The organism is Spongorhabdus nitratireducens (assembly GCA_947387575.1).
Taxonomy (GTDB): domain Bacteria; phylum Pseudomonadota; class Gammaproteobacteria; order Pseudomonadales; family Endozoicomonadaceae; genus CANDOC01.
In genome coordinates this window covers 189,511-215,936 of the sequence record CANDOC010000009.1, presented here as the reverse complement: position 1 = coordinate 215,936, position 26,426 = coordinate 189,511, and the positions used below count along the sequence as shown (strand labels likewise).

28 protein-coding genes and 1 tRNA gene are annotated in these 26,426 nt (G+C 49.9%); 22 read left to right on the top strand and 7 right to left on the bottom strand.

Features of this window, described 5'->3' with window-relative positions; all coding sequences use genetic code 11:
- Nucleotides 1-64: 64 nt before the first annotated feature.
- A complete protein-coding gene (locus ACYZZ0_RS17170; RefSeq protein WP_461537875.1) occupies nt 65-931 on the bottom strand; it encodes a LysR family transcriptional regulator in 867 nt (288 codons plus the stop codon).
- Between the two features lie 389 nt (nt 932-1,320).
- Between ACYZZ0_RS17170 and ACYZZ0_RS17165 the strand changes: the two genes are divergently transcribed.
- Entirely contained in the window at nt 1,321-1,452 is a 132-nt protein-coding gene (locus ACYZZ0_RS17165) for a hypothetical protein (RefSeq protein ID WP_461537874.1), read from the top strand.
- A gap of 80 nt (nt 1,453-1,532) precedes the next feature.
- Here the strand turns inward: ACYZZ0_RS17165 and hda are convergent, their stop codons facing one another.
- Nucleotides 1,533-2,240, bottom strand: a complete 708-nt coding sequence (gene hda, locus ACYZZ0_RS17160) for a DnaA inactivator Hda (protein WP_461537873.1) — start codon at nt 2,238-2,240, stop codon at nt 1,533-1,535.
- Nucleotides 2,241-2,331: 91 nt separating this feature from the next.
- Entirely contained in the window at nt 2,332-3,447 is a 1,116-nt protein-coding gene (locus tag ACYZZ0_RS17155) for a DUF2066 domain-containing protein (RefSeq protein WP_461537872.1), read from the bottom strand.
- 301 nt (nt 3,448-3,748) lie between these two features.
- Between ACYZZ0_RS17155 and purM the strand changes: the two genes are divergently transcribed.
- The 3 genes from purM (at nt 3,749) to ACYZZ0_RS17140 (ending at nt 6,497) form a co-directional block, all read left to right on the top strand.
- Complete coding sequence (gene purM / locus ACYZZ0_RS17150; RefSeq protein WP_461537871.1) at nt 3,749-4,786, top strand: phosphoribosylformylglycinamidine cyclo-ligase; 1,038 nt, start codon at nt 3,749-3,751, stop codon at nt 4,784-4,786.
- A 112-nt stretch (nt 4,787-4,898) separates the two neighbouring features.
- Nucleotides 4,899-5,603 (top strand): phosphoribosylglycinamide formyltransferase, encoded by a 705-nt coding sequence (purN, locus tag ACYZZ0_RS17145; protein ID WP_461537870.1) that lies wholly within the window; start codon nt 4,899-4,901, stop codon nt 5,601-5,603.
- Nucleotides 5,604-5,693: 90 nt separating this feature from the next.
- Nucleotides 5,694-6,497 (top strand): DUF3108 domain-containing protein, encoded by an 804-nt coding sequence (locus ACYZZ0_RS17140; protein WP_461537869.1) that lies wholly within the window; start codon nt 5,694-5,696, stop codon nt 6,495-6,497.
- A 71-nt stretch (nt 6,498-6,568) separates the two neighbouring features.
- On the opposite strand, the gene ACYZZ0_RS17135 is transcribed toward ACYZZ0_RS17140, so the two are convergent.
- The gene (locus ACYZZ0_RS17135; RefSeq protein ID WP_461537868.1) at nt 6,569-7,024 is read right to left on the bottom strand and encodes an Lrp/AsnC family transcriptional regulator; all 456 of its coding nucleotides are present in this window, start codon (nt 7,022-7,024) and stop codon (nt 6,569-6,571) included.
- A 139-nt stretch (nt 7,025-7,163) separates the two neighbouring features.
- On the opposite strand from ACYZZ0_RS17135, the gene ACYZZ0_RS17130 reads away from it, so the two are divergent.
- Nucleotides 7,164-7,769 carry a LysE family translocator gene (locus ACYZZ0_RS17130; protein ID WP_461537867.1) on the top strand — a complete coding sequence of 202 codons (606 nt, stop codon included), beginning with the start codon at nt 7,164-7,166 and terminating at the stop codon, nt 7,767-7,769.
- A 24-nt stretch (nt 7,770-7,793) separates the two neighbouring features.
- Here the strand turns inward: ACYZZ0_RS17130 and ACYZZ0_RS17125 are convergent, their stop codons facing one another.
- Nucleotides 7,794-8,300 carry a copper chaperone PCu(A)C gene (locus tag ACYZZ0_RS17125; protein ID WP_461537866.1) on the bottom strand — a complete coding sequence of 169 codons (507 nt, stop codon included), beginning with the start codon at nt 8,298-8,300 and terminating at the stop codon, nt 7,794-7,796.
- 86 nt (nt 8,301-8,386) lie between these two features.
- Nucleotides 8,387-8,854 (bottom strand): hypothetical protein, encoded by a 468-nt coding sequence (locus tag ACYZZ0_RS17120; protein ID WP_461537865.1) that lies wholly within the window; start codon nt 8,852-8,854, stop codon nt 8,387-8,389.
- 152 nt (nt 8,855-9,006) lie between these two features.
- Here ACYZZ0_RS17120 and ACYZZ0_RS17115 point away from each other — a divergent pair, with 152 nt between their 5' ends.
- A complete protein-coding gene (locus ACYZZ0_RS17115; protein ID WP_461537864.1) occupies nt 9,007-9,579 on the top strand; it encodes a carboxymuconolactone decarboxylase family protein in 573 nt (190 codons plus the stop codon).
- Between the two features lie 12 nt (nt 9,580-9,591).
- Here the strand turns inward: ACYZZ0_RS17115 and ACYZZ0_RS17110 are convergent, their stop codons facing one another.
- Nucleotides 9,592-10,344, bottom strand: a complete 753-nt coding sequence (locus ACYZZ0_RS17110; protein ID WP_461537863.1) for a cation transporter — start codon at nt 10,342-10,344, stop codon at nt 9,592-9,594.
- 409 nt (nt 10,345-10,753) lie between these two features.
- On the opposite strand from ACYZZ0_RS17110, the gene ACYZZ0_RS17105 reads away from it, so the two are divergent.
- The 16 genes from ACYZZ0_RS17105 to ACYZZ0_RS17030 all read left to right on the top strand — a co-directional run bounded on the left by ACYZZ0_RS17105 (nt 10,754) and on the right by ACYZZ0_RS17030 (nt 26,421).
- Nucleotides 10,754-10,845 (top strand) — tRNA-Sec (locus ACYZZ0_RS17105).
- An 80-nt stretch (nt 10,846-10,925) separates the two neighbouring features.
- Nucleotides 10,926-12,281, top strand: coding sequence for an L-seryl-tRNA(Sec) selenium transferase (selA, locus tag ACYZZ0_RS17100; RefSeq protein ID WP_461537862.1), 1,356 nt, complete (start codon nt 10,926-10,928; stop codon nt 12,279-12,281).
- The gene (selB, locus tag ACYZZ0_RS17095; protein ID WP_461537861.1) at nt 12,278-14,101 is read left to right on the top strand and encodes a selenocysteine-specific translation elongation factor; all 1,824 of its coding nucleotides are present in this window, start codon (nt 12,278-12,280) and stop codon (nt 14,099-14,101) included. Before selA ends, selB begins: the two co-directional genes overlap by 4 nt.
- Nucleotides 14,102-14,104: 3 nt before the next feature.
- Nucleotides 14,105-14,512, top strand: coding sequence for a GrdX family protein (locus tag ACYZZ0_RS17090; protein ID WP_461537860.1), 408 nt, complete (start codon nt 14,105-14,107; stop codon nt 14,510-14,512).
- A 41-nt stretch (nt 14,513-14,553) separates the two neighbouring features.
- A complete protein-coding gene (gene selD, locus ACYZZ0_RS17085) occupies nt 14,554-15,636 on the top strand; it encodes a selenide, water dikinase SelD (protein WP_461537859.1) in 1,083 nt (360 codons plus the stop codon).
- 246 nt (nt 15,637-15,882) lie between these two features.
- A complete protein-coding gene (deoC, locus tag ACYZZ0_RS17080) occupies nt 15,883-16,653 on the top strand; it encodes a deoxyribose-phosphate aldolase (protein WP_461537858.1) in 771 nt (256 codons plus the stop codon).
- A gap of 1 nt (nt 16,654) precedes the next feature.
- Nucleotides 16,655-17,974, top strand: a complete 1,320-nt coding sequence (gene deoA, locus ACYZZ0_RS17075; RefSeq protein ID WP_461537857.1) for a thymidine phosphorylase — start codon at nt 16,655-16,657, stop codon at nt 17,972-17,974.
- 292 nt (nt 17,975-18,266) lie between these two features.
- Entirely contained in the window at nt 18,267-18,461 is a 195-nt protein-coding gene (locus ACYZZ0_RS17070; protein WP_461537856.1) for a Flp family type IVb pilin, read from the top strand.
- 112 nt (nt 18,462-18,573) lie between these two features.
- Nucleotides 18,574-19,356, top strand: coding sequence for an RcpC/CpaB family pilus assembly protein (locus ACYZZ0_RS17065; protein WP_461537855.1), 783 nt, complete (start codon nt 18,574-18,576; stop codon nt 19,354-19,356).
- Nucleotides 19,357-19,375: 19 nt separating this feature from the next.
- On the top strand, nt 19,376-20,770 hold the full coding sequence (locus tag ACYZZ0_RS17060; RefSeq protein WP_461537854.1) for a type II and III secretion system protein family protein: 1,395 nt from the start codon (nt 19,376-19,378) through the stop codon (nt 20,768-20,770).
- A 43-nt stretch (nt 20,771-20,813) separates the two neighbouring features.
- The gene (locus tag ACYZZ0_RS17055) at nt 20,814-22,109 is read left to right on the top strand and encodes an AAA family ATPase (RefSeq protein WP_461537853.1); all 1,296 of its coding nucleotides are present in this window, start codon (nt 20,814-20,816) and stop codon (nt 22,107-22,109) included.
- Between the two features lie 18 nt (nt 22,110-22,127).
- Nucleotides 22,128-23,405: a CpaF family protein gene (locus tag ACYZZ0_RS17050; RefSeq protein WP_461537852.1), complete on the top strand. Its 1,278-nt coding sequence runs from the start codon at nt 22,128-22,130 to the stop codon at nt 23,403-23,405.
- Nucleotides 23,402-24,316: a type II secretion system F family protein gene (locus ACYZZ0_RS17045; protein ID WP_461537851.1), complete on the top strand. Its 915-nt coding sequence runs from the start codon at nt 23,402-23,404 to the stop codon at nt 24,314-24,316. Before ACYZZ0_RS17050 ends, ACYZZ0_RS17045 begins: the two co-directional genes overlap by 4 nt.
- Nucleotides 24,317-24,318: 2 nt before the next feature.
- A complete protein-coding gene (locus ACYZZ0_RS17040; RefSeq protein WP_461537850.1) occupies nt 24,319-25,188 on the top strand; it encodes a type II secretion system F family protein in 870 nt (289 codons plus the stop codon).
- Nucleotides 25,181-26,008: a tetratricopeptide repeat protein gene (locus ACYZZ0_RS17035; RefSeq protein ID WP_461537849.1), complete on the top strand. Its 828-nt coding sequence runs from the start codon at nt 25,181-25,183 to the stop codon at nt 26,006-26,008. Before ACYZZ0_RS17040 ends, ACYZZ0_RS17035 begins: the two co-directional genes overlap by 8 nt.
- Nucleotides 26,005-26,421, top strand: a complete 417-nt coding sequence (locus ACYZZ0_RS17030; RefSeq protein WP_461537848.1) for a TadE/TadG family type IV pilus assembly protein — start codon at nt 26,005-26,007, stop codon at nt 26,419-26,421. Before ACYZZ0_RS17035 ends, ACYZZ0_RS17030 begins: the two co-directional genes overlap by 4 nt.
- Nucleotides 26,422-26,426: the final 5 nt, after the last annotated feature.

The window sequence follows — 26,426 nt, the reverse complement described above, 5'->3', positions numbered from 1 at the left end:
TTTCTTCTCAATCCACCCTTCAGTTTCTCTGGCTATATGTTCTTCTCCCGTTGTCGGGCGGGCATCAAATCTTGAGGTTGCTCTGGATGAATGCATACCTTGCAGGTAAAACCTGTTTCTTTCTGTAGACTAGATAAACAGGCTCAAAGACTTCTTGCAGAAGCGGAACCAGTTTAATCTGGTTATTTTTGGGATAGTTCATTACCACAGTTTCTGGAACGACTGTAAATCCCAGTCCCGCAGCAACAGGATCGAGCAGATGGCCAAGCTGATTGATATACCCTCTTACCAACAGCTTATCTACTCCTGGAAAATCCTTTCCCATATTCTCTGAAAGCAAAAGGCTTGCATGATGGAACCCGTCAGGATGATTGATAAAGCCCAGTTTCATCAGTTCATTCCAGTTACTGATTGTTGTAGTGTGGCTAACAACCAAAACAAGAGCTTGCTTGCTATATGAAATAAATTCCAGCTCTGCAAAATCCGGCTTATTGGTTATCCAACCCATATCAATTTTGTTTTCTGATATATCCTTCACAATTTTATGATTAGGAGCTACTTCAAAATTAACTAAAAGTTTGCTGTGACTCACCTGCAATTTAACTAGCTGGGGATACAAAGCCAGACTCAGAGCACCAGGAGACGCCAGTCGCAGCTCGCCTTTATGCGGATCATCTTCTTTCAATTCTTGTTCAAGACTTTTTATCTCTTCCAGCCAGGTACAGGCAAACTTATAGACAGCTCTGCCAGCAGGCGTTAATTCAAAGCTTTTTCCCTCACGCTGCAGCAATGCACAACCAAAGTGAGCTTCTAACTTACTGACTTGCTGACTGACCCCAGGCTGAGTCATTGCCAATTGTTCTGCTGTTCGAGTAAAGTGCCCGACTTCCACGAGCTTTTTAAAAGTCTTGAGCCAAACAGGGTTAACCATAACAACCACTTACAAATAAAATGAACATGATAATTTAATTTTTATTTTATTTATAAATGAAGTATTGCCATCAAATGAATACAGCAAATCGCTATTTCGGCAATATGTTACGACATATATCACAAACTTCCTCCTGCACTTTTCTCATATTGGTATCTAAGTACCTAATCTGGATACCGCAGTAAAATTCTATACCAAGGTACTCGGCTGATACCTGATTATGGAGCCCCCCCACATTACCGAAGATGATAGCGACATTGATATCATGTGTACTGATGTTTTCCGCAAAGGCTGATCCTCATTCCGGATAGCCCATTGATCTAGCGGAAACCGCATGGTGTAAAGCTGTTTGAGTTAGAGAATATAAAATAGCCGGAAGCCAACAGAAAATGCCGGTTCGTTATTACTACCCGGACGAAAAACCTTATCACATGATTTATATAGAAGATCCGTTTGACAATATTCTGGAAATTTATAGCCACAACTATGAGCTGACATACTCCGCAGATGCCTACAACTAAACCAGGGCGGGTAATCAAAAAACGGTGCTGAAATAAAGTTCAACACCGTTTTTGGGGATTCAGGAGTGACTTTTTTCGACCTACCAGTCCATCACACTTTTAACAAACGGGATGGTAATTTTTCGCTTGGCGCGTAAAGAAGCACTGTCCAGTTTTTGCAACACACCAAACAACTGGCTCATTTCCCGCTGGCTTCTGGCAATAATGTAGCGTCCGACTTCTTCCGACAGTTCAAGCCCTCTGAAGTGAGCACGCAGCTGCAAGGCTTTCAGTTTTTCATCATCCGTCAGCGGCGCTACCTGAAACACAAGGCCCCAGCTCAAACGAGACTGCAAGTCGGGTAGAGTCAGATTAAGATTGCGGGGCGCATTATCTGCTGCCATTAACAGTCGGGTACCGGATTCACGCAACCGGTTGTACAAGTCAAACAGAGCTTCTTCCCACTCTTTCAGACCTGCAGCAGCCTGTACGTTATCAATACAGACAAGGTTCAGCTCTTCCATCCCGTCAAGCATGCGGGGAGTAAAACTGACAACATCATCCATCGGCAGGTAAATCGAGCGTAACTGCAGCTTGTCGGCTTTATGGCAGGCCGCCTGTAACAGGTGACTGCAACCAACACCTTCAGCGCCGTAAAGAAAAACGGCATTCTCTCCGGCAAGTTCTTCCGGATGACTTTCAAGGTCGAGCACACCCAGTACAGCCAGATTGGAGCCTGGGTAAAAGTTTTCAAATGTGGCGTCATCGCGAAGCTGGACACTTAGCGACAGCTGCAGTGGAAGATTCATAAACGCTTAAATGTACACCCTCTCTGGGCAAAATAAACCACGCGACAAACGTCCCGGGAAAGCCGGACACTAGCACGATTTCGTCTGTTTGTCAGCGACCGGGCCGCCAGATATATTCCAGCATATTTCCTTCAGGAGATACTCCGGCAGGAGCACCTTCCACCTTGACTGGTTGCAACACATGCTCCAGCGCAATAGCTGCAGCCAGTTGCGACCTGTCACCATCTATTCTTGCCTGTAATACCAGGCTGGAGCCTTTCGCCCGGGAAGGTCCTACCTCCCGCACAATAGCCAGTTTCTTTAAATACTCCAGCACACCGGCGTAATCTTTTACGGTTTCAATGCCACCAACCTGCAGCGCAACCCAGTCACTTTGTTCCTGCTGCACAACGGCATAAATATCCGACAGGCTGACGGCCAGTCTGTCCGCGGCCAGTTCCGCCAACTGTTCAAATGTCAGCCCGGAAAAATCAAAGTAGGCTCTACGTCCCTGCAAGAACAGGGCCAGACGACCACTATACCCCTTACCCTGCGGATAAATACGACCAGCCAGAATAACTGCAGCACCATAACGTTGAGAGCCTTTAACCAGAGGCTCATCAAACAAGCCCCAGACATCAGCAACCTGAACATTGGCCGCATCTTCAAGATCCATTACCGGAAACAGGAAACTTAATCCGCGTTCACTTTCCTGAGCCCTGAGAGCATCTTCCAGCACATCACTCTGCCGACTGTCGAGAATATGGCGCTTACCGTTTTCCTCCAGCGCGAACCAGACCATGGTTTCCGGTCGAGTACTTCCCCATAAAGGAATTCCCTGACGACGAAGAAAGTCATTCAGGGATGCGGAATCGAAGCGCACTTCAAGTTGGGTCTGGTTTTCTGCGTCCCGATTATAGTGATAGCTACTGACGTAATCATTGGCACGCGTCAGGGCTTCTTTCACTGAGGGCTGGGTCAACACCTCACGGTTACCGGTAATTCTTACAAACACAGTCGCCAGCGATTGGCGTACAGCCTGCTCTCGTTCTGCCGCAGTTTGTCCGCTGACCGGCTTGACCGAGTTATACAAAGAAACCTGATTCGCGGCCTGGACTGTTGTTGCAGCCAGCAACAGCAACAACCAAACCAGTACGGCCAGTATCAGTTTGCCGAACAGCTGCAACCTGTCATTAAAAAGAGGAGCAAAACACCCGTTAAAAACCATTCGCAGCCTCCGAACCCCGCTTTTTGTTCACATCCAGCCTAAAGATAATACCGGCCGACTTTTTCAGGCGAAAAATTCCCGGAATCATGCAAGATGTTTATTCTGCCATAGCTGCGACAAAAAAATAGTCGCAACAAGATAGTTGCAGCAAATATTGTGATCCTTGATCATGCTCTTCAGAAAAAACACCACCATCGGAAAACAACCAATATTTTTTACTTCACCCTGACTGTCTAAGCAGTATTTCCGTGCTACTATGCGCCGCATCCGTTTCACCCCTGACAGGGATACGTATAATTCCATGAGTCGCCAACTAAGTTATAAAGATGCAGGCGTCGATATCGAAGCCGGCAATGCCCTGGTAGATCGTATCAAGGGAGTCGCTCAGCGGACTCACCGACCTGAAGTATTAGGTAATCTGGGGGGCTTTGGTGCCCTGTGTGAAATTCCTGCCGGTTACAGGCAGCCGGTACTGGTATCAGGCACTGATGGTGTAGGAACCAAGCTCCGTCTGGCTATCGATCTCTGCAAGCACGACACCATTGGTATCGATCTGGTCGCGATGTGTGTCAACGACCTTATTGTTTGTGGTGCCGAACCACTGTTCTTCCTTGACTATTATGCCACTGGCAAGCTGGATGTGGATGTGGCCACCAGCGTTATCAGCGGTATTGGCAAAGGCTGTGAACTGGCCGGCTGTGGTCTGGTTGGCGGCGAAACGGCTGAAATGCCTGGCATGTATGCCAGTGAAGATTACGACCTGGCCGGCTTCTGCACGGGTGTGGTCGAAAAAGAGGCCATTATTGATGGCAGCAAGGTCAGTGAAAACGATGTACTGATTGCCCTCAAATCCAGCGGCCCTCACTCCAACGGCTATTCCCTGATTCGCAAAATTCTCGAAGTCAGCAAAGCCGATCTGAATATGGAGCTGGCTGGCCGCACTCTGGGTGAAACCCTGCTGGAACCTACCCGCATTTATGTGAAACCGGTACTGGAATTGATTCGCAACCTGCAGGTCAATGCCATCAGCCATATTACCGGTGGCGGCTTGCAGGAAAACCTGCCTCGTGTACTGCCCAACGGATTAAAAGCCGTTGTTGATACCCGTTCCTGGGAACGTCCGGCCGTATTTAACTGGCTCCAGCAGCAAGGCAATGTCGCAGCAGACGAAATGCACCGTACCTTCAACTGTGGTGCCGGGCTAATTATTGCCATGCCGGCGAATCAGGCGAACGCTGCTATTGATTTGTTCAAGGCTGCCGGGGAAGAGCCCTGGGTTATCGGCAAAACAGCGGCTAAACAGGATTCTGAAGCTGCTGTGGAACTGGCCGGTTTATAATCCAGTCTAGCGCCATACTTAGTGAGCTTTTAATCGAGCTATTTATCAAGCACCGCAATTGTCTTCAGACGCTTGCGGTGTTTTTACATTGAGTCGCCGGGTATTGACCATCATGACCGATAACAACACGTCCGCCCTGCCCATTGTTGTACTGATTTCAGGTAGTGGCAGCAACCTTCAGGCTATGATCGACCGCCAGCAGGAGCTGAATATCGAGATCCGGGCCGTCATCAGCAATAAGCCGGATGCCTATGGTCTGACACGCGCAGCAAATGCAAATATTCCGGTAAAGGTACTTAATCACAAGGATTGTGCCAGCCGTGAGGCCTTTGACACTGAACTGGCCCGACTAATCGACGACTACGAGCCGGGGCTGGTTGTGCTTGCCGGATTTATGCGTTTGCTGACACCCGCCTTCACAGAACACTATGCCGGCCGGATGCTGAATATCCACCCGTCTCTACTACCAAAGTATAAGGGGCTTCATACTCACCGCCGGGTGATTGAAGCTGGCGAAAGCGAACACGGCACAACGGTTCACTTTGTAACGGCCGAGCTTGATGGCGGCCCACTGGTGCTACAGGCCAAAGTAGCGCTCAATCCCGAAGAACAGGAAAGTGAACTGGGTCGGCGGGTACAACAACAGGAATACATTATTTACCCACTGTGTGTGCAATGGTTTGCAACAGGTAGGCTGCGACTGGATGGCAATACGCCGATACTGGATGGAAAGCCTGTCAGTAAAGAAGGCTTGCTGCTGAAAAGTGAACTTCTCGACGAGAAGTGGCGTCATAGTTCTGAAGGAAGTATTTTCTAGAATAGAGTTCAAATAGAGAATGCCTGCATTGCTAGGTAACAGCAGCTGGGCAATAACATCAGGCAACATGGGAATCGAGGACGCCTTTGTATGAAACTTCGCAACTTGCTTGTGGGTATGGTGGCACTGATGAGTGCATCCGTATGGGCCGATGGACCGGTTACAACCCAGAGCACAGCCAGCACACCAGCAGCCAAAGCATCGGCAACATCGCAGGTTACCCCCAAACCTTTTGAAGCCAAGTACAGTGCCGACATGAGCGGTTTACCTGTCTCAGGCAGTGCTGTACGCAAACTTCAAAAGGAAGGTGATGACTGGTCACTAAGCTTTGAAGCCAGCACTGTACTGTTGAGTCTGAAACAGGAAAGCAAGTTTACCGTCGACAAGGAAGGCCAGATCAAACCCTCAAGCTACACCGACAAGCGCAGTTTCTTTGGTAAAAGCAAGGTCGAGCAGGTTAATTTCAACTGGCAGCAGAATGAAATCCAGAGCCGCCGGGATGACAAGGAGTGGCGCTTCCCTATCGAAAAAGGTGCTCTTGATGATATCTCCTACCAGCTGCAATTAAGGCTCGATATGGAGAAGGGTCGCAAAGACTTATCCTACCGAGTGGTTGACCGCAAAAAGCTGGATACCGAGAACTTTGAAATCGAAGGTGAAGAGTTGCTGGATACTCCGCTGGGTAAACTGGCCACTGTTCGTATCAAGCTGGTAAGGGAAAACAAAAAGCGTCAGACCTGGATCTGGCTGGCTCGAGACTGGGACTACCTGCTGGTTCAGCTACGCCAGTTGGAAAAGGAAGACGAATTCGTGATCAAGGTGAGGCAGGCATCACTTGATGGCAAGGAAGTGACTGGCATCTCCACTTCAACTGCGGCCAAAACCAAAAGCTGATTGTAAGCATTCAGGTATAGTGACAAAGCAGGCGGAAGAAACAGCCTGCTTTTTTTATATTTACACCGGCCTTAATTCAGGGGCAGTACCGTCGTCGAGTGCATCTGTTCCATAGCAAAACTTGATGTCACATCACTCAGACCGTCGACAGAGCTCACCAGTTTTTTGTAAAACTGATCAAACGCTGCAATATCCTTCACCACCACTCGCAGCAGATAGTCCCATTCTCCACTCATTCGATATGACTCAGCCACCTCGGGAAAGCTGGCCACCTGCTGGGCAAAATTACGCAACCAACCCGTATCATGCCGGGCTGTTTTCAGCTGGACAAAAACAGATACCCCCAACCCCACTTTTGCCGGATCAAGCAATGTCACCCGGCGCTGGATAATACCCTCTTTCTCCAGCCGCTTGATGCGCTTCCAGCAGGGTGTCGAGCTCAGGTTTACTCTGGCAGCCACTTCAGCCAGTGGCAACGTCGCATCTTCCTGAAGACACATTAATATTTTCTTATCTATCGAATCCATAGAATTATTTTCTATTCATTACTTATAAATAAAAAATAGCTTCTAAAAAATCAAAATACAGCCCCATCTTTGGAAAACTTTTCCATCGTTCCCTCTCTAGAATGCAACTTCCTAAAACAAATCTTCAGGCTTACCCACGATGTTGCTGGAATTATCCACTCTGATCGCCGTTGCAGGATTTTCCTTTGCAACCTCTGCCTCACCAGGCCCCAACACCCTTTTACTGGCCAGTTCCGGTGCCCGTTTCGGTCTGAAACAAACCCTGCCCCATATGTTCGGAGTCAATATCGGCATTCTGATTATGATGCTGGCAGGCGCTATCGGCATCGGCAGCCTGCTTCAGAGCTATCCTCTGTTGCAGCTGATAATGCGACTGCTTTGTACTGGTTACCTGCTTTATCTGGCCTGGAAGCTGGCGAGAGACAATACCGCAGAAACCGATAATCAGAACCAGCAGCCGGTATCATTTTTTCAAGCCATTACCATCCAGTGGATTAACCCCAAAGTCTGGATGATGGTTGTTACTGCAATGAGTGTTTTTCCGACAGACGCAGATGACACATATTTGATCTCTGCTCTTCAGGTAGCCATTGTAATGGCGGTGATTAATCTGCCATCTATTGCTTTATGGGTAACATTTGGCAGCACTATGCGAAAACTGCTGAAAACACCAAAGCAGCAGAGAGGATTTTGTATCGGGATGGGATTGCTGACGGCAGCAACGGCTGCCGTCATCTGGATCTAGTTTCGATCCGGAGATAAGGCAGGATTAGTGACTGTGAGAAGAGCTCATCTTGGCCGCTTCTTCCATGCTCAGCACAGGCAGTTTAACGGTTACAGGTGCATGGTTTTCGAACTTCAGTTCGACCACAACAACCTCACCCGGCTTGAGGGGCTGTTTCAGTCCCATAAACATTACGTGATCGCTACCCTGCTTGAACGCGTGGGTCTGATTCTGATCGATTAGAACATGATCCATTTTGGTCATCTTCATTACACCATTTTCATGAAGATGAGTATGCAGTTCGACCTTTTTCGCAACATCGCTGTCCGCGTCTACCAGCTTCAGGGTTTTATCACTCTTGTTGGTGAGTTTCAGGTAGCCAGCAGCATTGGGTCCCGGAGGTGCCATGATCCATGCGCCTTCCACCATCACATCACCGGAATCATGATGCTTATGATCCATTGCACTCACGATAGTGGATGTACTTCCCCAGAATAAGGCCAGCAGGATAACGAACAGTCGCATATTTCTAATTTTTGACAGGACTCGCATATAACCTCCAGTATTTACAGCACTCTTCATCATAGCTCTATCGCTAGTGCTGTACGGCTTTTTTGTTGGTATCAGGCACAATAAACTCAGGCCAGATCGGGATGCCCTAATTCAAACAGCACCCGGCGAATACCATCACTTCCCTGCAGGGCAACTTCAGCAACCCAAACCATGGCAGAACCTGTGGTACAAAATGTAATCATACCTTCCCCGGTGAACTTGCCTTCAGATTGCAAGGTCAGCTCAACCGGCTGCAAGCCCATATCCATTGTTGTTCCGGTAAAACGCACTGATGCAACCTGGACACCTTGCAGCGAAGTTCCAACAGATATACTCAATGGTTCCAACGGGCGCAACATCGCAGGTTTCACTGCAAACACCACTTCCGAGTTATCAGATAATCTGGCTTTGCATGATTCAGCAACATTGCACTGAACACTGACCGTTTCCAGCAGCTCATTTCCCAATGGCTTATCAGATAACTGTTGTACCACAGCAAACAATCCGACAAGTGCAAGAACCAGCACAACAATAGATATTAATTTAGATTTCATTCATTCCCCCGGGCGGTAACAGCATCAAAAACCACCAGCCGCAGGCATTATACTCATAACGAAATACTATGTGTTCGCTTCTGTAGCAATTTTATTTCTGTTACTTTGCAGACCAGCCAGAAAGTTTCATTAATAAACAAAGCAGATCACAAATGCATATTCCGGTGAAACCACTGAAGTCCTACCCCCTGTGGCTCAAACCTTTTTTCTGGAGTCAGAAGCGCCGTTACGGCAAGGTGCTTAAGCCCGGATTGCTTTGGGCAAGAATACCCAAACTGTTCGCTGCTGTTGCAGCCTTGTATGGTGTACTGGATCGCAAAAGCTCACCTTTACCTCCACAGCTTCGCTCATTGATCACTGTGCGTGTATCCCAGATTAACTGGTGCGAGTTCTGTGTTGATGTCAATGCCATGACACTGGCAAAGCGTGCTGGCAATACTGACAAGGTAGAAGCACTGGATAACTGGCGGGACAGTGAACTGTTCACCGAAAAGGAAAAGATTGTCCTCGAGTACACTGAAAGCATTACCTACAGCGACCGTCAGGTCACCCCGGAACTGATGGGTCAGCTGCGCCAGCATTTTGATGAAGACGCTGTGGTTGAACTGACAGGACTGATCGCTTTCCAGAACCTTTCCAGCAAATTTAATGCTGCGCTGGATGTTCCGGCCGAAGGGTTTTGTAAAGTCTCGGTTCCGCATAAAGCGACAGAATCTCAACAATAATAAGAGCCATTTTCAGGCAACAACAAGATGTAGCCTGTAACCCCTGAAGTCATCCTGCAACTGCTGCTCCATCTTTGACTGAAGTGATAGCAGCTGCGCTTGGGGTGGCATCACTTTGCTACCACCAAGTGGTACGGAAACCCACAAACTCCTGCCAATCACAACGACTGAGATATCTGTTCCCAGAGCAATGGATTGCTCGGTTGCCATGCGAGCCAGCAATGTACAGATCACTTGATGTACCGTAGACGGCGCTGCATGCCAGAGTAGCTGGCGAATATTCTGACGAAAGCAACGCAAGGGAAAATACATAAGAGGCAGACATAGCGCCAGAGTCAGAACGGGATCCGTCAGGCTTGCCATTGCAGAGTGCTTCGGAAACAACATAGGCGCTGCAAACCCCACCAGCGCAATGCCACTCAGGGTCATATCCAGCAACCACTCCTGTGCTTCGAACAACACCAGCTGGGAGCCAAGCTTCATGCCTACAGTCTTAAGGCCGAGGTACATCAACAATCCTGTTACCAGACCCGCAGCTTCATAGCCAATAGCAACGGAATACTTCAGCTTCACGCCACCATTCAGCAGTAACTGAACAGCCTGCACCGCTAAAGTAATGCACAGCGCCAGCAGAATAATGGATTCAACAGTGAGCAACAGCGGCTCAAAAGCAGCCTGACCAAAGGGGTATCTAGCATTTGGCAACTGTTTGACACGCCTGACGACATAAAGTGTGACCGCCATAAAGAAATGAATAACTGCCATCCAGCAGGACAACCTGCGAATGGCAAATTCTTGAGAGCAGGATTCCTGCGACGCCAAATACCAGTTCAAGTATCAGCGACAGCCATAAAACGTGTTCTTCAGTCTTGGGTTGCACAGAGATTTTCATAGCTATTTTTCATAGCTATGCAGGATAGAAGAGCTGTAGCTCTCCATATCAAAATTACTGAAAAAGCCGATAAAAAGGATCAATTAAATTACTTCAGCAAATGATCTCTGAGCGGAGAATTCCGCTACTCATGTTGCTGTAAACAGTACTGTAGAGCTAAGCAGAGACATTTTTCCGGTAAAAAGTTGACGCACCGCAACAGAAGCGCCAACATGCCCTCAAACTACGGAAAACCGCAATGGCGCACAGGAAACCATCATTAAATAATCCGTCCCGTACTCAGGAAGTAGATGGGATCTGGTGGTCCCCTTGGTCTTCAAAACCAATGTGAGCCGTGCCGGCTCTGGTAGGTTCGATTCCTGCCTCTTCCGCCACTTCTTTCTGTCCCTTATTACTCTATTTTTGTAGCTACAGGTTTTGTTGCTGCAAGCCGTTATGCGGGGTTGTTAATGCCATGAGTGCAGACCCGAAGGGAATCGTTCGCCTGCCACAGGTCGAGCAGTTATTGCAGGAACCTTTTCTTGCTCCCTACATCCGCCGCCTCAGTCGTCCTCTAGTGACCGACGTTATCCGTAAAACCCTTGGCAAAATACGACAGCGAGATAACTTTCGCACCGAAGGTATTAGCCAGGATGCTCTCTTCTCCAGCCTTGAATCAGCCTGCCTGTTTTTATTGAATCAGCGTCATGCACGGGTCATTAATGGTACCGGCACCGTTGTTCATACCAATCTGGGCCGTTCCCCGATTGATCCGGCGTTATGGGATTCAGTTGCTGATGTAAATACCGGCTACTGTAACCTTGAGATCAAGCTGTCTGATGGCAAGCGAGGACAGCGCAAGGGTATCGTCAGTCAGTTAATTGGCAGCCTTACCGGTGCAGAAGATGCGCTGGTCGTTAATAATAATGCGGCCTCTGTTTACCTGCTGCTCAATGAACTGGCCCGGGGCAAAGAAGTGATTGTCTCACGAGGCGAGCAGATCCAGATCGGCGGTGGCTTCCGGATTCCCGATATTCTCGCACTGGCGGGCGCCAAACTGATCGAGGTCGGTACCACCAATATCACCACAGCAGATGATTACCTGAATGCCGTCACCGAAAATACGGCAATGATTCTGATGGTGCACTGTTCCAACTTTGTCGTGCGCGGCTTCACTGAATCACCCGACATTAAAGATGTCGCACGTCGCTTGCCGGAACATGTCATTCTTGCAGTTGATCAGGGTTCCGGCCTTTCAACTGAACGATTCGCTGCCAATGAAAACCCATCCTCACACTATCTTCGAGCTGGCGCAGATCTGGTGTGTTTCTCCGGTGACAAGATTCTTGGCGGGCCACAGTCCGGTATTATCTGCGGCAAAAAAGAGCTGGTAAAACAGCTGGAAAAGAACCCGATGATGCGGGCTTTCCGCCCCGGTCGTATGGTTTATTCCATTCTGGAAGAGCTTTTGGTTCGCAAGCTGAACCGCACTCCGGAAGGTCAGGGTGTTGCCGAAAAAGCAGCTACAGGACAGCAGCAGATTCAGCAACGGGCAGAACAACTGGCCGCTGCACTGGGCGACAAGGTCAAACTGCTTCCTTCTCAAATGCTTGTTGGCGGCGGCACATTACCAGACGAATTTTTCCCGTCATGGTCGCTGGAATTGCAGATTGATAAGCCGGCTGAAAAAATTATGGCCGACCTTCGAGACATGCCTCTGCCGGTTATTGGCATTATTCGTAATGATCGGGTTCAACTGAATATGGCAGGTATTTTGCCAAGAGAATTGCCGGTACTGACAGAACAACTCAGGAGTTACCTCGGCGTATGAAAGCAGTGATTGGCACTGCCGGCCATGTAGACCACGGCAAAACCGCTTTAATCAAGGCGCTGACCGGGATTACCACTGCTCGTCCGGTGGAACAGAAGCGCGGCATGACACTGGATCTGGGCTTTGCTCATTTTGACGATGATAGCGGAAATACCGTGGGTGTCATCGATGTACCCGGCCATGAGCGCTTTATTCGCAATATGGTTGCCGGTGTCTGGAGTCTGGATCTGGTTGTTCTGGTAGTAGCAGCTGACGAAGGCTGGATGCCAATGACCACTGATCATCTCAGCGTGGCTCACGCGATGGGTATTCGAAATATCGTTCTCTGTATTAACAAGTCCGATACCGTCGACGCTGAAACACTGGCGATGGTAGAAGAAGATGCACTGGAAAAATGCCTCGCCATTACTGATGAAATCCCTGAGTCAATTACCGTCTCGGCACTGACAGGCAGCAATATCGACAAACTGCGTCAATTGATACTCCGTCAGTTACGTCAGGTTGAGCGTAAACCGCTAAGTCCTTCCTCTCACCTTTATATTGACCGGGTCTTCACTGTAAACGGCATTGGCACAGTGGTAACCGGCAGTCTTGCCGATGGCATGTTGAAAGTCGGCGAAAAAATGAAAGTCTACCCGGCCGGTAAAGACGTTCAGGTGCGTACACTTCAGTCCTACCACAAAAACCTCGATGAAGCTGAACCTGTTTCCCGGGTAGCTGTGGGCCTGAAAGGGATTACCAAAAAAGAGCTGGAACGTGGCTGCTGCCTTACCGCGCGGAATGCTCACTGTGAAGTAACCGACCGGCTGTTTGTTCGACTGGAACAAAGTGCAAATACCAACCAGCGCAATCGTGAAGTAGAAGTGGCTCTCGGCACCTGGAACGGGCTGGCGCAACTGGTGTACTTCAAGGGCACCCGTCTGGCTATGCTGAAACTGGAAACACCGGTTGCCTGTTTCTGGGGACAACCACTGGCAATGATTCGCCATGGTGGCAGTGAGCTGGTGCACAGTGGCCAGATAATCTGGACCCATGATGTTGTGACTAAAAAGCGTAAACAGCTACGAGCCCTTCTGAGTGATTTGCCGGAAGAGCTCAACCCGTCTGATTTAATGCAGCTGAGTTTGAACCTCTATGGCTACGCACCACTCAGTGCCGTCAAGGATCAGGAAGCTATTACTGCCAATAATGAATATCTGACACTGGACCAATGGCTGCTGACTAGAACCTTCTGCAACAGTGTACGGGAGCAGGTTCTTCAGTCGCTTGAAGGTGAAGGTATTGCAATGACTGCGGTCGAACTCAGTACTCGACTGCATGTCGATACGCCAGTACTCGAGCAGATTCTGCTGACCCTGAAATCAGAAGACAAAATTCGCATGAGCCGTGATGCCTGGATGGCCGGTGGCGGTGCATCTGAAGATGAACTGGGTAATGACGGACGACAACTGTTGGCGCGTATCCGTGCTTCCGGTAAAGACGGATTCGAGGCTGATAAAGAGAAGGTCGTTGGTGGCCAGAAGTTACTACGAAACCTGACTCGTCTGGGTTTCACCGTTGCGCTCGAGGGCAAGATTTTCTATGCCACCGAACTGTATCAAGAATTGATCCAGACCATTCTGGCCGATCTGAAAGTCGGAGAACGTTTTGGCATCACTCTGGCCCGTGAACGTACCGGCCTGAGCCGTAAATATATTATCCCGCTGCTGAACAAAATGGAGCTTGATCGCTGGGTGCGCCGGGATGATAACGACCGGATTGTGCTGAAAGTACCGGTGCAAAGTGAAGATCAACAGGATATACACGGCAGAGCAGCCTGAGTTATGGCCAGAAAACTATTAGTTATCACCAATAATCCGCGGGTGCAGGATAAATTTGCGGCTATTTCGCAGCACCAATCCGAAAGTTACGAACAGGTACTGCATCAGGTCAGAAACCGGGTTCATGCAGGCGCAAAAGTGCTTACTCACCCTCTCGCTGGCAGTGTCAAACCAGGTGAGTCACCCTATCGTTCAGTCTGCATTGACGATCAGGAGGGGGTTCTCGATATGCGCTCGCTTGAAGTCATAGAAAGCGCCATAGATCGTTTTAATACGTTGATCTCCTGCAGTCGCCAGCGCATTTATGATAAAAAGACGCTGGAAGATTTTCAGCTGATTGATTACCAGTTGCTAAAATCAGGTCTGGATGCGATTGACCCGGCTCTCACTCGAGATCAACACATCGATTGAGAACGCGTGAGATCAGGTCATGGCAATAAACGGTATGCATAATGAGTGAAAAGACAACCGATCTGCGCCCGGTGCGGGAAGATGAAACCACTGAACAGGTGCGTCTGACCCGTTACTCCCACGGCGGGGGCTGAGGCTGCAAGATTTCCCCAGGGGTCCTGGGCAAGATGCTTGAAGGGTTGTCCGATAACAGCGGGCACCCGGCGTTGCTGGTTGGCAACGATACCGCTGATGATGCTGCCGTTTACGATCTGGGTAACGGTGAAGCCATCATCAGTACGACTGATTTTTTTATGCCGATCGTGGATAACCCCTACGACTTCGGACGTATTGCTGCGGCCAATGCCATCAGCGACGTCTATGCGATGGGAGGCACCCCGATGATGGCACTGGCAATTCTGGGATGGCCGGTAAACACCATCCCGCCGGAAGTTGCCAAGGAGGTAATGAGAGGTGGGCGTGATGCCTGCCTGGAAGCCGGAATGCCACTGGCAGGCGGTCACAGTATTGATTCCCCGGAGCCTATTTTCGGGCTGGCGGTTAATGGTCGTATTCCGGTCAGTCACCTGAAACGGAATGTGGGTGCCAACCGGAACGACAGGTTGTACCTGACCAAACCACTGGGAATCGGGGTACTGACGACAGCAATCAAGAAAGGTCATTGCACGCCGGAACATGAAAAACTGGTCACAGAAACCATGTGTCGGCTCAACAAACCGGGTCAGGCTTTCGCTGCCTTGCAAGGTGTTACGGCTATTACGGACGTTACCGGCTTCGGTTTTCTGGGACACTTGCTGGAAATGTGCGATGGCAACAACCTGGGTGCTGTTGTCTACCGGGATAAGGTTCCTCTTCTTCCGGATGTTGATCGCTATATCTCGCTGGGCTGCTCCCCGGGAGGCAGTATGCGTAACCATCAAAGTTATGGTGACCGTATTGCGCCGATGAGTGAGCGGGATATAAAAATACTGCTCGATCCGCAAACCAGCGGCGGATTACTTGTCGCTGTCCAGCCCGAGGCCGAAGCCGAATTTCTGGCGATCGCCCGGGAGCAGAATCTCGAACTTGAGGCGGTTGGTCATTTCTGCCAACCCGCTGCAGACTATCGGATAGAACTCCGGTAACCCTGCTTGCTGCACAAAGCGATACGACGTGTCGCTTTGTCAGTGGGCAAATCTGACACCTCGCCGGAAGCGGGCGACGATTTCAGACTTTGCCAAATTACATATGCCCATAACAAAAGAAAAAAGGGTGAATCTACAGGTTCGCCCTTTTTGCTTTTTAAGTTTGAAGCTGTCTGCAACTGTCTTACCCCCTCACAAGGCAGTTGCCGGACAATCCCCCCTGTCCACTTTTTGAAGGAATACACTGTGACTGACCTGAACGCTTACAGCCGTAGCGGCATTGCACTGATGGACCTGACCACCCTGACCAACACTGAAACCGATCAGGAAATTATCGACATCTGCAACAAAGCCAAGTCTCCGGCTGGCAACACTGCGGCTATCTGCATCTACCCGCGTTTCGTTCCTCTGGCCAAGAAAACTCTGGCCGAGCTGGGTCTGAATGACGTAACTATTGCAACCGTTACCAACTTCCCGGCTGGCGGCGACGACATCGCTATCGCTGTTGCTGAAACCAAAGCGGCTATCGCTTACGGTGCTGACGAAGTAGACGTTGTATTCCCTTACCGCGCCCTGATGGCTGGCAACGAAACTGTTGGCTTTGAACTGGTTAAACAGTGCAAGGAAGCCTGTGGCGACAAGATGCTGAAGGTCATCATCGAATCCGGCGAGCTGAAAGAAGAAGCCCTGATTCGTCGTGCCAGCGAGCTGAGCATCGAAGCCGGTGCTGACTTCATCAAGACCTCCACCGGTAAGGTTCCTGTAAACGCGACGCCTGAAGCAGCTCGCATCATGCTGCAGTGCATCGCAGACAGCGGCAAGGACGTTGGCTTCAAGCCGGCTGGCGGCGTACGTACTGCTGAAGACGTCGCTCTGCACCTGGGTATCGCTGAAGAGATCCTGGGCAACGACTGGGTTAACCGTAACCACTACCGTTTCGGCGCCAGCAGCCTGCTGGACAACCTGCTGAAGACCCTGGGCATGCAAGACAAGGGCGCAGAAGAAGGAGCTTACTAATATGTTCCTGCCTGTAGAAGTTATTCGTCGTAAGCGTGAAGGTCTGGAGCTTTCTGAACAGGAAATCCGCCAGTTTATCCTCGGCGTAACCGACGACAGCGTATCCGAAGGTCAGGTTGCGGCATTTGCCATGGCAACCTTCTTCAAAGGTATGAACATCGAAGAGCGCGTAGCCCTGACCTGTGCCATGCGCGATTCCGGTGACACTCTGAAGTGGGAACACGAAGGTCTGACCGGCCCGGTACTGGACAAGCACTCCACCGGCGGTATCGGCGACGTTGTCAGCCTGATGCTCGGCCCGATGGTTGCAGCCTGTGGTGCATTTGTACCAATGATCTCCGGTCGTGGCCTGGGTCACACCGGTGGCACTCTGGACAAGCTGGACGCAATTCCGGGTTACAACACCAGCGCTTCTGAAGAGCTGCTGCGCAAGGTTGTAAAGGAAGCTGGTATTGCCATCGTTGGCCAGACCGGTGAACTGGCTCCGGCTGACAAGCGCATCTACGGCATCCGTGACGTTACCGCGACTGTTGACTCCATCGACATGATCACTGCTTCCATCCTGGCCAAGAAACTGGCTGAGGGTCTGGATGCACTGGTGATGGACGTTAAGGTAGGTTCCGGTGCCTTTATGCCGACTTTCCAGAAGTCTGTTGAGCTGGCTGAAAGCATCGTTCGCGTTGCCAACGGTGCCGGCGTCAAGACTACTGCACTGCTGACCGACATGAACCAGGCCCTGGCTTCCAGCGCCGGTAACGCGGTAGAAGTACGCGAAGCGGTTGAATACCTGACCGGCAAGTACCGCAACGAACGTCTGCACGAAATCACTATGGCCCAGTCTGCTGAGCTGCTGGTATCTGGTGGCCTTGCCAAGGATATCGAAGAAGCCACAGACAAGCTGAATACCGTGCTGGATAACGGCAAGGCTGCTGAAATCTTCGGCAAGATGGTTCATGGTCTGGGTGGCCCGGCTGACTTCGTTGAGAAGTACGATGAGTACCTCCCAAAGGCTAACATCATCAAGCCCGTCTACATGGAAGGCAATGGTTACATTACCGCCATGAATGCCCGCGAAGTGGGTATGACAGTTGTTCAGCTGGGCGGTGGCCGCGCCGTTCCGACTGACCAGCTCAACTACGCTGTAGGTATCACCGATATCTGCAAGCTGGGTGACAAGCTGGCCGCTGACAAGCCGATCGCCATGCTGCACGCTGACGATGAAGCCGCCTGGGAACAGGCTGCACAGAAGCTGCGTAATGCACTGACTGTCAGTGAGACAGCTCCGGAAGCGAATCCTTGCGTTTATAAGCGCATCGTGTAACGCCTCCACAGAAAACCTGGGCACGCCCCTTAGTAGTGCTGTGGTTTCTCTCTCTACAAACCCCCGTCCTCTTCATTGAGTACGGGGGTTTGTTTTTTTGGCGTGAAAATTTATCATCGCCGACACTATCAAGAAATATTCCTATCACTCATGGCCGCTTTATGACAATTACTCCCTCGCTGTTGACAAGCCCATTTAATTGGGGAATAACAATAGAACTATTCACCTTCGGGTGGATCAGGCAACGGAATTGCCTGGCTACAATCTGACAACAAACAGGGAATGTTGAATCATGCTGACGAAAATGTATGTCAAGACCGCTCTGTGGCTGGATTCCTTAAAAAAGGATCAGCGCGGAGTCACCTCTATTGAGTATGCCGTTATTGCAGCTGCTATTGCTGCCGTCGTGACCGCTGTTTATTCCGGCACGGGTGCTGACAGCCTGACTGCAAAGCTGCAATCAAAACTGAACGATATCCTGAAGTAATGCCGACGACGAGTGGAAGCCTGCCCCTTGAATGCAGGCTTTTACTCAATTCAACACAAGCTCGCATAAGCTTGTATAGAGCTGATACATAACAATTACTAAAGGCTCTCCAGTGAACCGACGGTTGCTCCTCACCCTGTCCTTTATAATTTGCGCAGGCAGCGTCTTTGGTTTACTTACCCGAAAAGAACAGCCCGCAGATATACCCGTTATTCATGTTGCAGATGAAGCCACGCAACAAACCATACGGATATGGACGGCACAGGATGATTTCGAGCAGGGAGAAAAGATTCCACTATCTGCACTTGAGAGTTCAACAACCTATGTTGAGCAGATAAATGCTGGTACCAGCCAGACTGTCGAGAAAGGCATGCTGGCCGCGACGGTGATCCCAAAAGGATCTGTAATTACCGAAGACATGCTGCTTCGACCGGGTCAGGAAGCCTACAGAGAATATTTGCTACAGCCAGACAAGATACCGTTTCCGATAGAAGTCAGTGCCGGAAAAAGCTACACCGAGCGCCTGTCACCCGGCGATTTTATTGATGTCATCCTGATCACCTCAAACGAACAGAATCTGTCCAGAGAGGCTGTAAACAATCACTTCCAGAGTCTGAAAGTGATTCCGGTTGTGCAGTCACAACGCATCATCAGTATTGAAAACAGTAATAGCACTGAAATGGCAGACAGCATTTATATTACCGCAGCACTGGATCGGCGAGATGCTCACAAAATGCTGATTGCCAGCCGAATCGGTGAAATTGATGTGTTCAAATCAGGCTCCTCTAACCTGATTAACACCAGAGTTGGTGATGTACTGGCAGACCTGACCAGTATTATCGAATTGAGAGGCAAGGAAGGATCCGAAGCACCCGAGACCCTGAAGCTAAAATAACAATCAAGAGCACCTCATAATGACAAGGAGCAAGCACACAGGACGTGTCCTCCTGATAAAACTGATACCACTTATATCATGTTTCTATATTCTGTTTTTCAGCACTCTGGCTCGCGCGCAAGATACGATCAACCTGGCCATTGATGAGGCACGCCCCCTCAAGTACGCGACCCCCATTGATACTGTGTTTATCGCCAACCCGGATATAGCTGATTATCGCGTGGTAAAAGGCAACCAGATTATTGTTTTCGGCAGAGCCGTGGGACAGTCTTCATTGCTGCTGTTCGATGAAAGGGGCCGAACCATCGACAGCAAAATGTTGGTTATCAATAAAGATCTCCGATTTATCAGGCAGCAGCTTGCGGCCCGGTTTCCCAATGACGCAATTCAGCTCACCAACCTCGGCGATCAGGTTGTGCTCAGTGGAACCGTTACCTCGGAACAAACCCGCAAGGATATTTATTACCTGACCGGAGAACTGCTACAGAAGGAATTCGAGCAGGAAACAATCAGCTGGGAAGATGACGATGACAGTTATGACATCCGGTTTCTCAACAGCAGAACTTACCGGGGGCTGATTAATAATATTGAAATAAAGGAAACCAAGCAGGTCAGTGTCCGACTGACCATTGCCGAAGTTTCTCACTCGTTTATTCAGCATCTGGGGGTCAAATGGGGAACCCTTAACAGCGAAGGGAACCTGCTGGGAGGTGGCAACGGCGAGTTTCTGAGCATGCTCAATACCGGTCTCAACTCCCGCAATATTGCCCGCTATATCAATGCTGTCAATGACGACAGCATGGGGCAGATTCTGGCCGAACCCAGCTTATCAGTGATATCCGGGGAAACCGCTTCATTTCTCGCCGGTGGTGAGATGCCAATCATCACTTTCGTCAATGACTCGCAGAACATTACCTATAAAGAATTTGGCGTGAAGCTGGATCTGGCCGCAGAGGTACTGCGAGACGACAAGATCAATCTCACCATGATGCCTGAAGTCAGTGCCATTGATCCCCAGAACAGCAATACCAAACTGGATATTCCCGCGTTCAAAACCCGCCGAGCCCGAACAACCGTCCAACTGGGTGACGGCGAAAGTTTCGTACTGGGAGGACTGCTGAACTCTGAAGACCGGGAAGCCCTGTCAAAAATTCCATTAGCCGGTGATATTCCGGTTCTTGGCGCCATGTTTCGCAATACCCGGGATGAACGCCAGAAAACCGAACTGATCATTGTTGCCACCGTTAATCTGATTCAGCCGGTACAGCCACAGACTATTCAGCTACCTCGACTGAAATTGCGAAACAGCCTGCTGCGCTTTTTTAATCTGAAAAAGCCTCCGCCAGGCACCCCGCCACCACCGGTTAACCGCAGAGCAACATCCATTCTTGGTGCTGCAGGCTTCAAGCGATGAGCATCTATTTACGTTTACCGGGCATAACTGTCAGGAGGACATTATGCTGAATCTCAAGGAAGCGATTCTCAAGCAGCAACAAACGGAAGACCCGTCTCAGGCCAAAGCTCCCGATCAAGCTAAAAGTCCGGAGTCACAACAGAAACTAACCAGCTGCGGACTGTTTTATCAAACACCCGAGTGCTTTCGCCTGCTGGAAGAAGCATTACTTTACAGTGGCATCGGTGCCCCTGTTGCTCGCTCCTGCACGCCAGCCACGCTGGAAGACAATGTCGCTGGAACAGACTTTTCACTGATTTTTATCGAGGTAAGTGACGGGCTGCTGAAAAGGGCACGCACACTGCGCAGCCTGCTGCCCCAGGCAACCAAAGTCGTTCTGATTGGCACTGAAGACAGTATTCGAACCCTCAGAGCAGTAGAGGAACTGGGCTTTTATTACCTGCCCTGGCCGGCAGAGAAACAAGATGTGGTCAGCTTTCTGCAGACACTGCGCCACAAAGCCAACCAGTCACCAGCGTTGCCCGCCAGACTGGCGATGCGCATTGCTGTAGTCGGACTGAAAGGCGGTAGTGGCTGCACCATGTTGACGTCACAGCTGGCGTTTGAGCTGGCAGAAGAAAGTCAGCAGCAAGTTATCGTTGTCGATCACGGTTATACCGGCAGCAATATGTCGGTGATGCTGGGCAAACGGGATCTGATACGACAGCAGATAAACAGCCAGGGCATGTCCCACCTTACACTGGGAAATACACTTGACCCAGTCAGCGCCCAGGGCCAGCTTTCACCGGTTGCCAACCAGATCAGTTACCTCGGATTTGAGCTGGAGCTTGAGCAGAAACAGACAACCGCCGCACATGCCGACAGCCTGCGGGAATACAGCAACCGGGTCGTCGAAGCCCTTCAGCCCAGTGCAAACTTTATTATTGAAGACTATTCGGCTGCAGCTAACTTTTACCCCCACCCGGACTGGCTCTGTACCCAAAGCGATCTGATTATTCTGGTTATTCAGCCGACACTTTCAGGCCAGAATGAAGCTCGTGCCTTTCTGGAGCGACTGCAACAAATCAATGATGCCACCGATACGCCTACCCGGCTGTTACTGGTTCTAAACCATTGCCGCCCGGCTGCTCACATTGAGCGTAAAGCCGTTGAGCAGTATCTCGGACAAGCCGTCGCGATAGAACTGCCCTATACCAAACACTGCGAATCGATACTGGCATCTGGCCAGCAACTGAGTAAAAGCCGTAGCCGGCTCTCTTTACCGCTGACAAATCTGACCCGGCTGATTTTGGGTAAACCACCTAGAAAGCCGTCATTACTTTCATGGTTACTGACTTAATCGCAGGGAGCGCGATACATGTACCAGAACCAGGACATCTATCTGAAGCTGCGAAGCAAAATATTTGCCGCGCTGGATGCCACCGTGGTCAGTGAACTTGCTGCAGATGCACTGCGGGAAGAGCTGAAACAGGCTGTGGATACCCTGGTTGAAAAGGATCACATTCAGGTACCCGTGCTGATTCGCACCGAATTTGTTGAAAGGCTGGTTCATGAAATCAAGGGACTCGGCCCACTACAGCCGTTGATCGATGATGATTCAGTCTCGGACATTATGGTCAACGGCACAGAGAGTGTTTATGTCGAAAGAAACGGATTGCTTACCAAAACCGATGTCGCCTTTATTGATAATAAACAACTACTGGATATCGCCCACCGAATAGCCGCACAGGCCGGGCGTCGTGTAGACGAGTCGAGTCCCCTGTGTGATACCCGCTTGCCAGATGGTAGCCGGGTTAATATTGCCATACCTCCGATCACACTGGATGGCCCCGTTATTTCAATTCGTAAATTTGGTGGCAATGAATTTGAACTCGGTCATATGGTTGATACCGGCACCCTGTCACTTGAAATGGCTCAATTGCTGGCCGTCGCAGCCTACAGCCGCCTGAATATTCTGATATCCGGCGGTACCGGTTCAGGTAAAACAACGCTACTGAATGCGCTATCACGTCATATTTCGGACAACGAGCGGGTGATTACCATTGAGGATGCAGCCGAACTTAAACTGAAGCAGCCTCATGTTATTCGAATGGAAACCCGCCCGCCGGGCATCGAAAATACCGGTGTTATTACCCAACGGGATCTGGTGATTAACTCTCTGCGGATGCGCCCGGACCGGATTATCGTCGGGGAGTGCCGTGGTCCTGAGGCCTTTGAAATGCTACAGGCCATGAACACCGGCCACGACGGCTCCATGTCTACACTCCATGCCAACAGTCCCCGGGATGCTCTGGGGCGGGTAGAAAGCATGGTCATGATGGCATCTCACAACATGCCACTGGAGGCCATCCGCCGTAGTATTACCAGCGCCGTCGATCTGCTGGTACAGATTGCACGACTGCACGATGGTAGTCGCAGAATCATGAGCATCAGTGAAGTGATGGGGATTGAGGGTGACAGTGTTGTACTGGAGGAAATCTTCCGTTTCCAGCCAGATACAACCCAGGGTGGCGCACGCATTACCGGCCAGTTCACAACCCCGGGGCTGATCGATCGCTCGATACTGAAACATAAAGCCCGCTTCTTTGGTATGGGTGAGGCGCTGGACGATATCTTTGCAGGGACCATTCAGTGATCGTCGCATTATTTATCGGCATCTCACTGGCACTGATAGCCCTGTTCTGGCCTGTCAGAAATGATCCTATGGAATTCTTACTGGAATCGGAAGACAGCCGCAATCAAAAAGGTCACCTCAAAGCACTGAATATCAGGACATTGACTGATACGCCCCTGAAAGCTCAATTGACCGTAGAACTGCAAAATATCAAGGCCCGGATTGGCGATTATCTCTGGCTCAAGCTCTGTGGCTTTCTCCTTGCCTGTGGTCTGACTTTTGCCGCTGTCGAATACACGCTGACGCCGGATATTTCACCACTGGCACTATTTGCCCTGATCATCTTGATACTGGCCCTGGTCGCTTTGAGAGGATTACGCTTTTATGAAAAAAAGCAGTTTGAAATGTCCTTTCCTGATGCCCTGAATCTGCTATCCGGTGCCGTCAGTTCTGGTGAAGGCCTAATGCAAGCGATTATCTTTGTCGGCGATTCAATGGAAGGAATGGTTGGCAAGGAATTCAAACTCATGGGACAACGATTGAGTGTGGGACAGTCGCCGGAAGATGTGCTGAATCAGTCCTGTATTCGTTTCCCTTACCCTTCATTTTATTTTTTCGCCATCGCTCTGCGCGCCAATATCAGCCGCGGTGGCAAATTGAAAGAAATCATCAAACGCCTGAATCTGGTGATGTTCAATAACCGTTCACTGGAAAAAAAGAAGCGAGCCATTACCGCCGAAGCCCGAACATCAGCCTGGATTGTGGCGTGCATCCCGGTGATCTTTATGTTCACGATGCAGTACCTGAACCCGGAGAGTTTTGACTTCATCATGCACGATGACGAAGGGCGTCCCGTACTTTATTACACCATTATCAGTGAAGCTGTGGGATTCGCATCCATTTACCTGCTGATGAGATGGGTAAGGAGTTAACGATGAGCGGCATGGATGCCTTTTTTATTCCCTTGCTGATTTCCCTGACAGTGGCAACTGCATTTGTTTTACGACTCAACCGCTATTTTATCAGCCAGTTTAACCGGGGCTGGCTGGGCCTGCCTCATACCATTACCAGTTGGAAACGTTTTTTCGGGCTGTTTGAATACAAGATCAACTATCGGCGCAAGGATATTGAACAAAGCTTGATACAGGCTGGTATCTATAACAGCCGACTTGCGCCTTATTATCTTCCGGCGAAATTACTGTTAACCAGCCTGCTGGCATCTGTCGTTCTGATTTCAGAGACCCACCTCGGCATTGAGAGATGGGAGGTTCAGATTGCAACCGTTCTGTCAGGTGTTGTGGTGATTATTATTCTTCCGGATATTGTGTTGCAGCTTATGGCCAGACGGCGTACCCGTCGTATATCACGACAGCTGCCCTACTTGCTGGATTTGATGGCCACCTGCGTTCAAACCGGAATGACCATTGAGTCGTCGGTTGCCTATCTCGGCAAGGAGCTTGAAACCTTCGATAAGGATCTGGCCTTTATCGTCAGCCAGCTTGATACCCGGGCCCGGGTTATCGGCATGAACAATGCCCTTGACGAACTTCAGCAACAAATCCCTTCAAATGCCATGCGCAGCTTTGTCTACACCCTGAGTCAAAGTCTGCAATATGGCAGTTCCATCTTTGATGTTCTGATCCGGTTGTCCGGCAACCTGCGGGATATCGATATGCTGGAACTGGAGGAAAAAGCCGGCAAGTTATCCGCACGCATGTCAGTGCCGCTGGCACTGTTCATTATGTTTCCAATCGTAATATTAATAATAGCGCCCAGTATCATGAGGGTTTTAAGCGATGGCTGATTACTCCACTCACAAGATAATCAAATCCCTGTCCATCATGATTCTTGGCTTGATACTGCTTCAGGGCTGCACTGGTAGTTTCCAGAATATTCAGCAGCATGCCCGACAGTCAGCCGATAACTCAGGTCCAGAACCTGCGGCAAGTAACGAAGTTCTGCTTCAGGCCGCCCAAAACCATGCAGGGCTTATTGCGCTGTACAAATCTCGACTGCAAGGCAGTCAAAGTCAGTCAGAACGTGACGAAATATACCTGAAGCTGGTGACTATCTATCTTGAAACGCATGATACCGAGTCTGCACAGTTCTATCTCAGCCAGGTATCGGCTTCGGGTAACGACACCGCCAAAGCATTACTTCTATATTCAAGAACCTATCAACTGAACGATAAAACCGGGCAAGCTCTGGAAGCCGCTCTGAAAGCAAAAGAATTGCAACCCGATAATCCGGATATTAACAACCAGCTGGGTCTGCTCTATGCAGAGCAGGACAATTACACTCTGGCACGTCAGTATTTCACTCAGTCCAGAATCAATATGCTGGATGATGCAGCCATAAAAAATAACCTTGCCGTGCTGGACATTCTTGAACAGAACTACGAGTCAGCAGCCCAACGTCTTCTGCCCTTGTACAGCAGTGGCCAGGCTGATGAAAGAATTCGTGCAAACCTTTTGATAGCTCTGGCCAAGGGAAAAATGTACAGCGAGTTCAGACGTGTTTATGGCGATTCAGCATCCGAACACGAACATGTGAAGCTATTCAGGGCACTGATAGATGCCAACCCTGCGAAGACCAGTAATGCTATCAGCCTGACAGACCAATGAATCTTAATAGTCAGCTCACCTGCCAGAAAGGTTCTATTGTTGTTGAAACAACATTGGGCATACTGTCTTTTCTGACATTGGTTTTTTTCTGGATAGAATTCAGCTGGCTTGGTTTTGTCTCTGCGGCTGTCGATTTTGCTGCTGCAGAAGCCAGCCGCAGCACACGCCTCACAACTGCAGTACAAGTTGGTAAGGCACTGCAATCGTCCTTGCAGCAACAATCATCCCCTTGGGCAGGCCTGATTGATACCAAAAAACTGAAAGTGGAAAACTGCAATGATAAAAGAATACCGGTGAATTTGACTGTCACTATCTGTCAGATAACTTACCCGTATCAGCCAGTGGCCATTTATGGCAAGCCGGTAAAAAGCAAGCTGATATTCCGAGATGCCCTGTTTATCAGACAGGAGTAGCAATC

Bases quoted from the DNA above. Each gene is read 5' to 3' on its own strand.
- ACYZZ0_RS17170 (WP_461537875.1), bottom strand. From the start codon at position 931: ATGGTTAACCCTGTTTGGCTCAAGACTTTTAAAAAGCTCGTGGAAGTC.
- ACYZZ0_RS17165 (WP_461537874.1), top strand. From the start codon at position 1,321: ATGCCGGTTCGTTATTACTACCCGGACGAAAAACCTTATCACATGATT.
- hda (WP_461537873.1), bottom strand. From the start codon at position 2,240: ATGAATCTTCCACTGCAGCTGTCGCTAAGTGTCCAGCTTCGCGATGAC.
- ACYZZ0_RS17155 (WP_461537872.1), bottom strand. From the start codon at position 3,447: ATGGTTTTTAACGGGTGTTTTGCTCCTCTTTTTAATGACAGGTTGCAG.
- purM (WP_461537871.1), top strand. From the start codon at position 3,749: ATGAGTCGCCAACTAAGTTATAAAGATGCAGGCGTCGATATCGAAGCC.
- purN (WP_461537870.1), top strand. From the start codon at position 4,899: ATGACCGATAACAACACGTCCGCCCTGCCCATTGTTGTACTGATTTCA.
- ACYZZ0_RS17140 (WP_461537869.1), top strand. From the start codon at position 5,694: ATGAAACTTCGCAACTTGCTTGTGGGTATGGTGGCACTGATGAGTGCA.
- ACYZZ0_RS17135 (WP_461537868.1), bottom strand. From the start codon at position 7,024: ATGGATTCGATAGATAAGAAAATATTAATGTGTCTTCAGGAAGATGCG.
- ACYZZ0_RS17130 (WP_461537867.1), top strand. From the start codon at position 7,164: ATGTTGCTGGAATTATCCACTCTGATCGCCGTTGCAGGATTTTCCTTT.
- ACYZZ0_RS17125 (WP_461537866.1), bottom strand. From the start codon at position 8,300: ATGCGAGTCCTGTCAAAAATTAGAAATATGCGACTGTTCGTTATCCTG.
- ACYZZ0_RS17120 (WP_461537865.1), bottom strand. From the start codon at position 8,854: ATGAAATCTAAATTAATATCTATTGTTGTGCTGGTTCTTGCACTTGTC.
- ACYZZ0_RS17115 (WP_461537864.1), top strand. From the start codon at position 9,007: ATGCATATTCCGGTGAAACCACTGAAGTCCTACCCCCTGTGGCTCAAA.
- ACYZZ0_RS17110 (WP_461537863.1), bottom strand. From the start codon at position 10,344: ATGGCAGTTATTCATTTCTTTATGGCGGTCACACTTTATGTCGTCAGG.
- selA (WP_461537862.1), top strand. From the start codon at position 10,926: ATGAGTGCAGACCCGAAGGGAATCGTTCGCCTGCCACAGGTCGAGCAG.
- selB (WP_461537861.1), top strand. From the start codon at position 12,278: ATGAAAGCAGTGATTGGCACTGCCGGCCATGTAGACCACGGCAAAACC.
- ACYZZ0_RS17090 (WP_461537860.1), top strand. From the start codon at position 14,105: ATGGCCAGAAAACTATTAGTTATCACCAATAATCCGCGGGTGCAGGAT.
- deoA (WP_461537857.1), top strand. From the start codon at position 16,655: ATGTTCCTGCCTGTAGAAGTTATTCGTCGTAAGCGTGAAGGTCTGGAG.
- ACYZZ0_RS17070 (WP_461537856.1), top strand. From the start codon at position 18,267: ATGCTGACGAAAATGTATGTCAAGACCGCTCTGTGGCTGGATTCCTTA.
- ACYZZ0_RS17060 (WP_461537854.1), top strand. From the start codon at position 19,376: ATGACAAGGAGCAAGCACACAGGACGTGTCCTCCTGATAAAACTGATA.
- ACYZZ0_RS17055 (WP_461537853.1), top strand. From the start codon at position 20,814: ATGCTGAATCTCAAGGAAGCGATTCTCAAGCAGCAACAAACGGAAGAC.
- ACYZZ0_RS17050 (WP_461537852.1), top strand. From the start codon at position 22,128: ATGTACCAGAACCAGGACATCTATCTGAAGCTGCGAAGCAAAATATTT.
- ACYZZ0_RS17040 (WP_461537850.1), top strand. From the start codon at position 24,319: ATGAGCGGCATGGATGCCTTTTTTATTCCCTTGCTGATTTCCCTGACA.
- ACYZZ0_RS17035 (WP_461537849.1), top strand. From the start codon at position 25,181: ATGGCTGATTACTCCACTCACAAGATAATCAAATCCCTGTCCATCATG.
- ACYZZ0_RS17030 (WP_461537848.1), top strand. From the start codon at position 26,005: ATGAATCTTAATAGTCAGCTCACCTGCCAGAAAGGTTCTATTGTTGTT.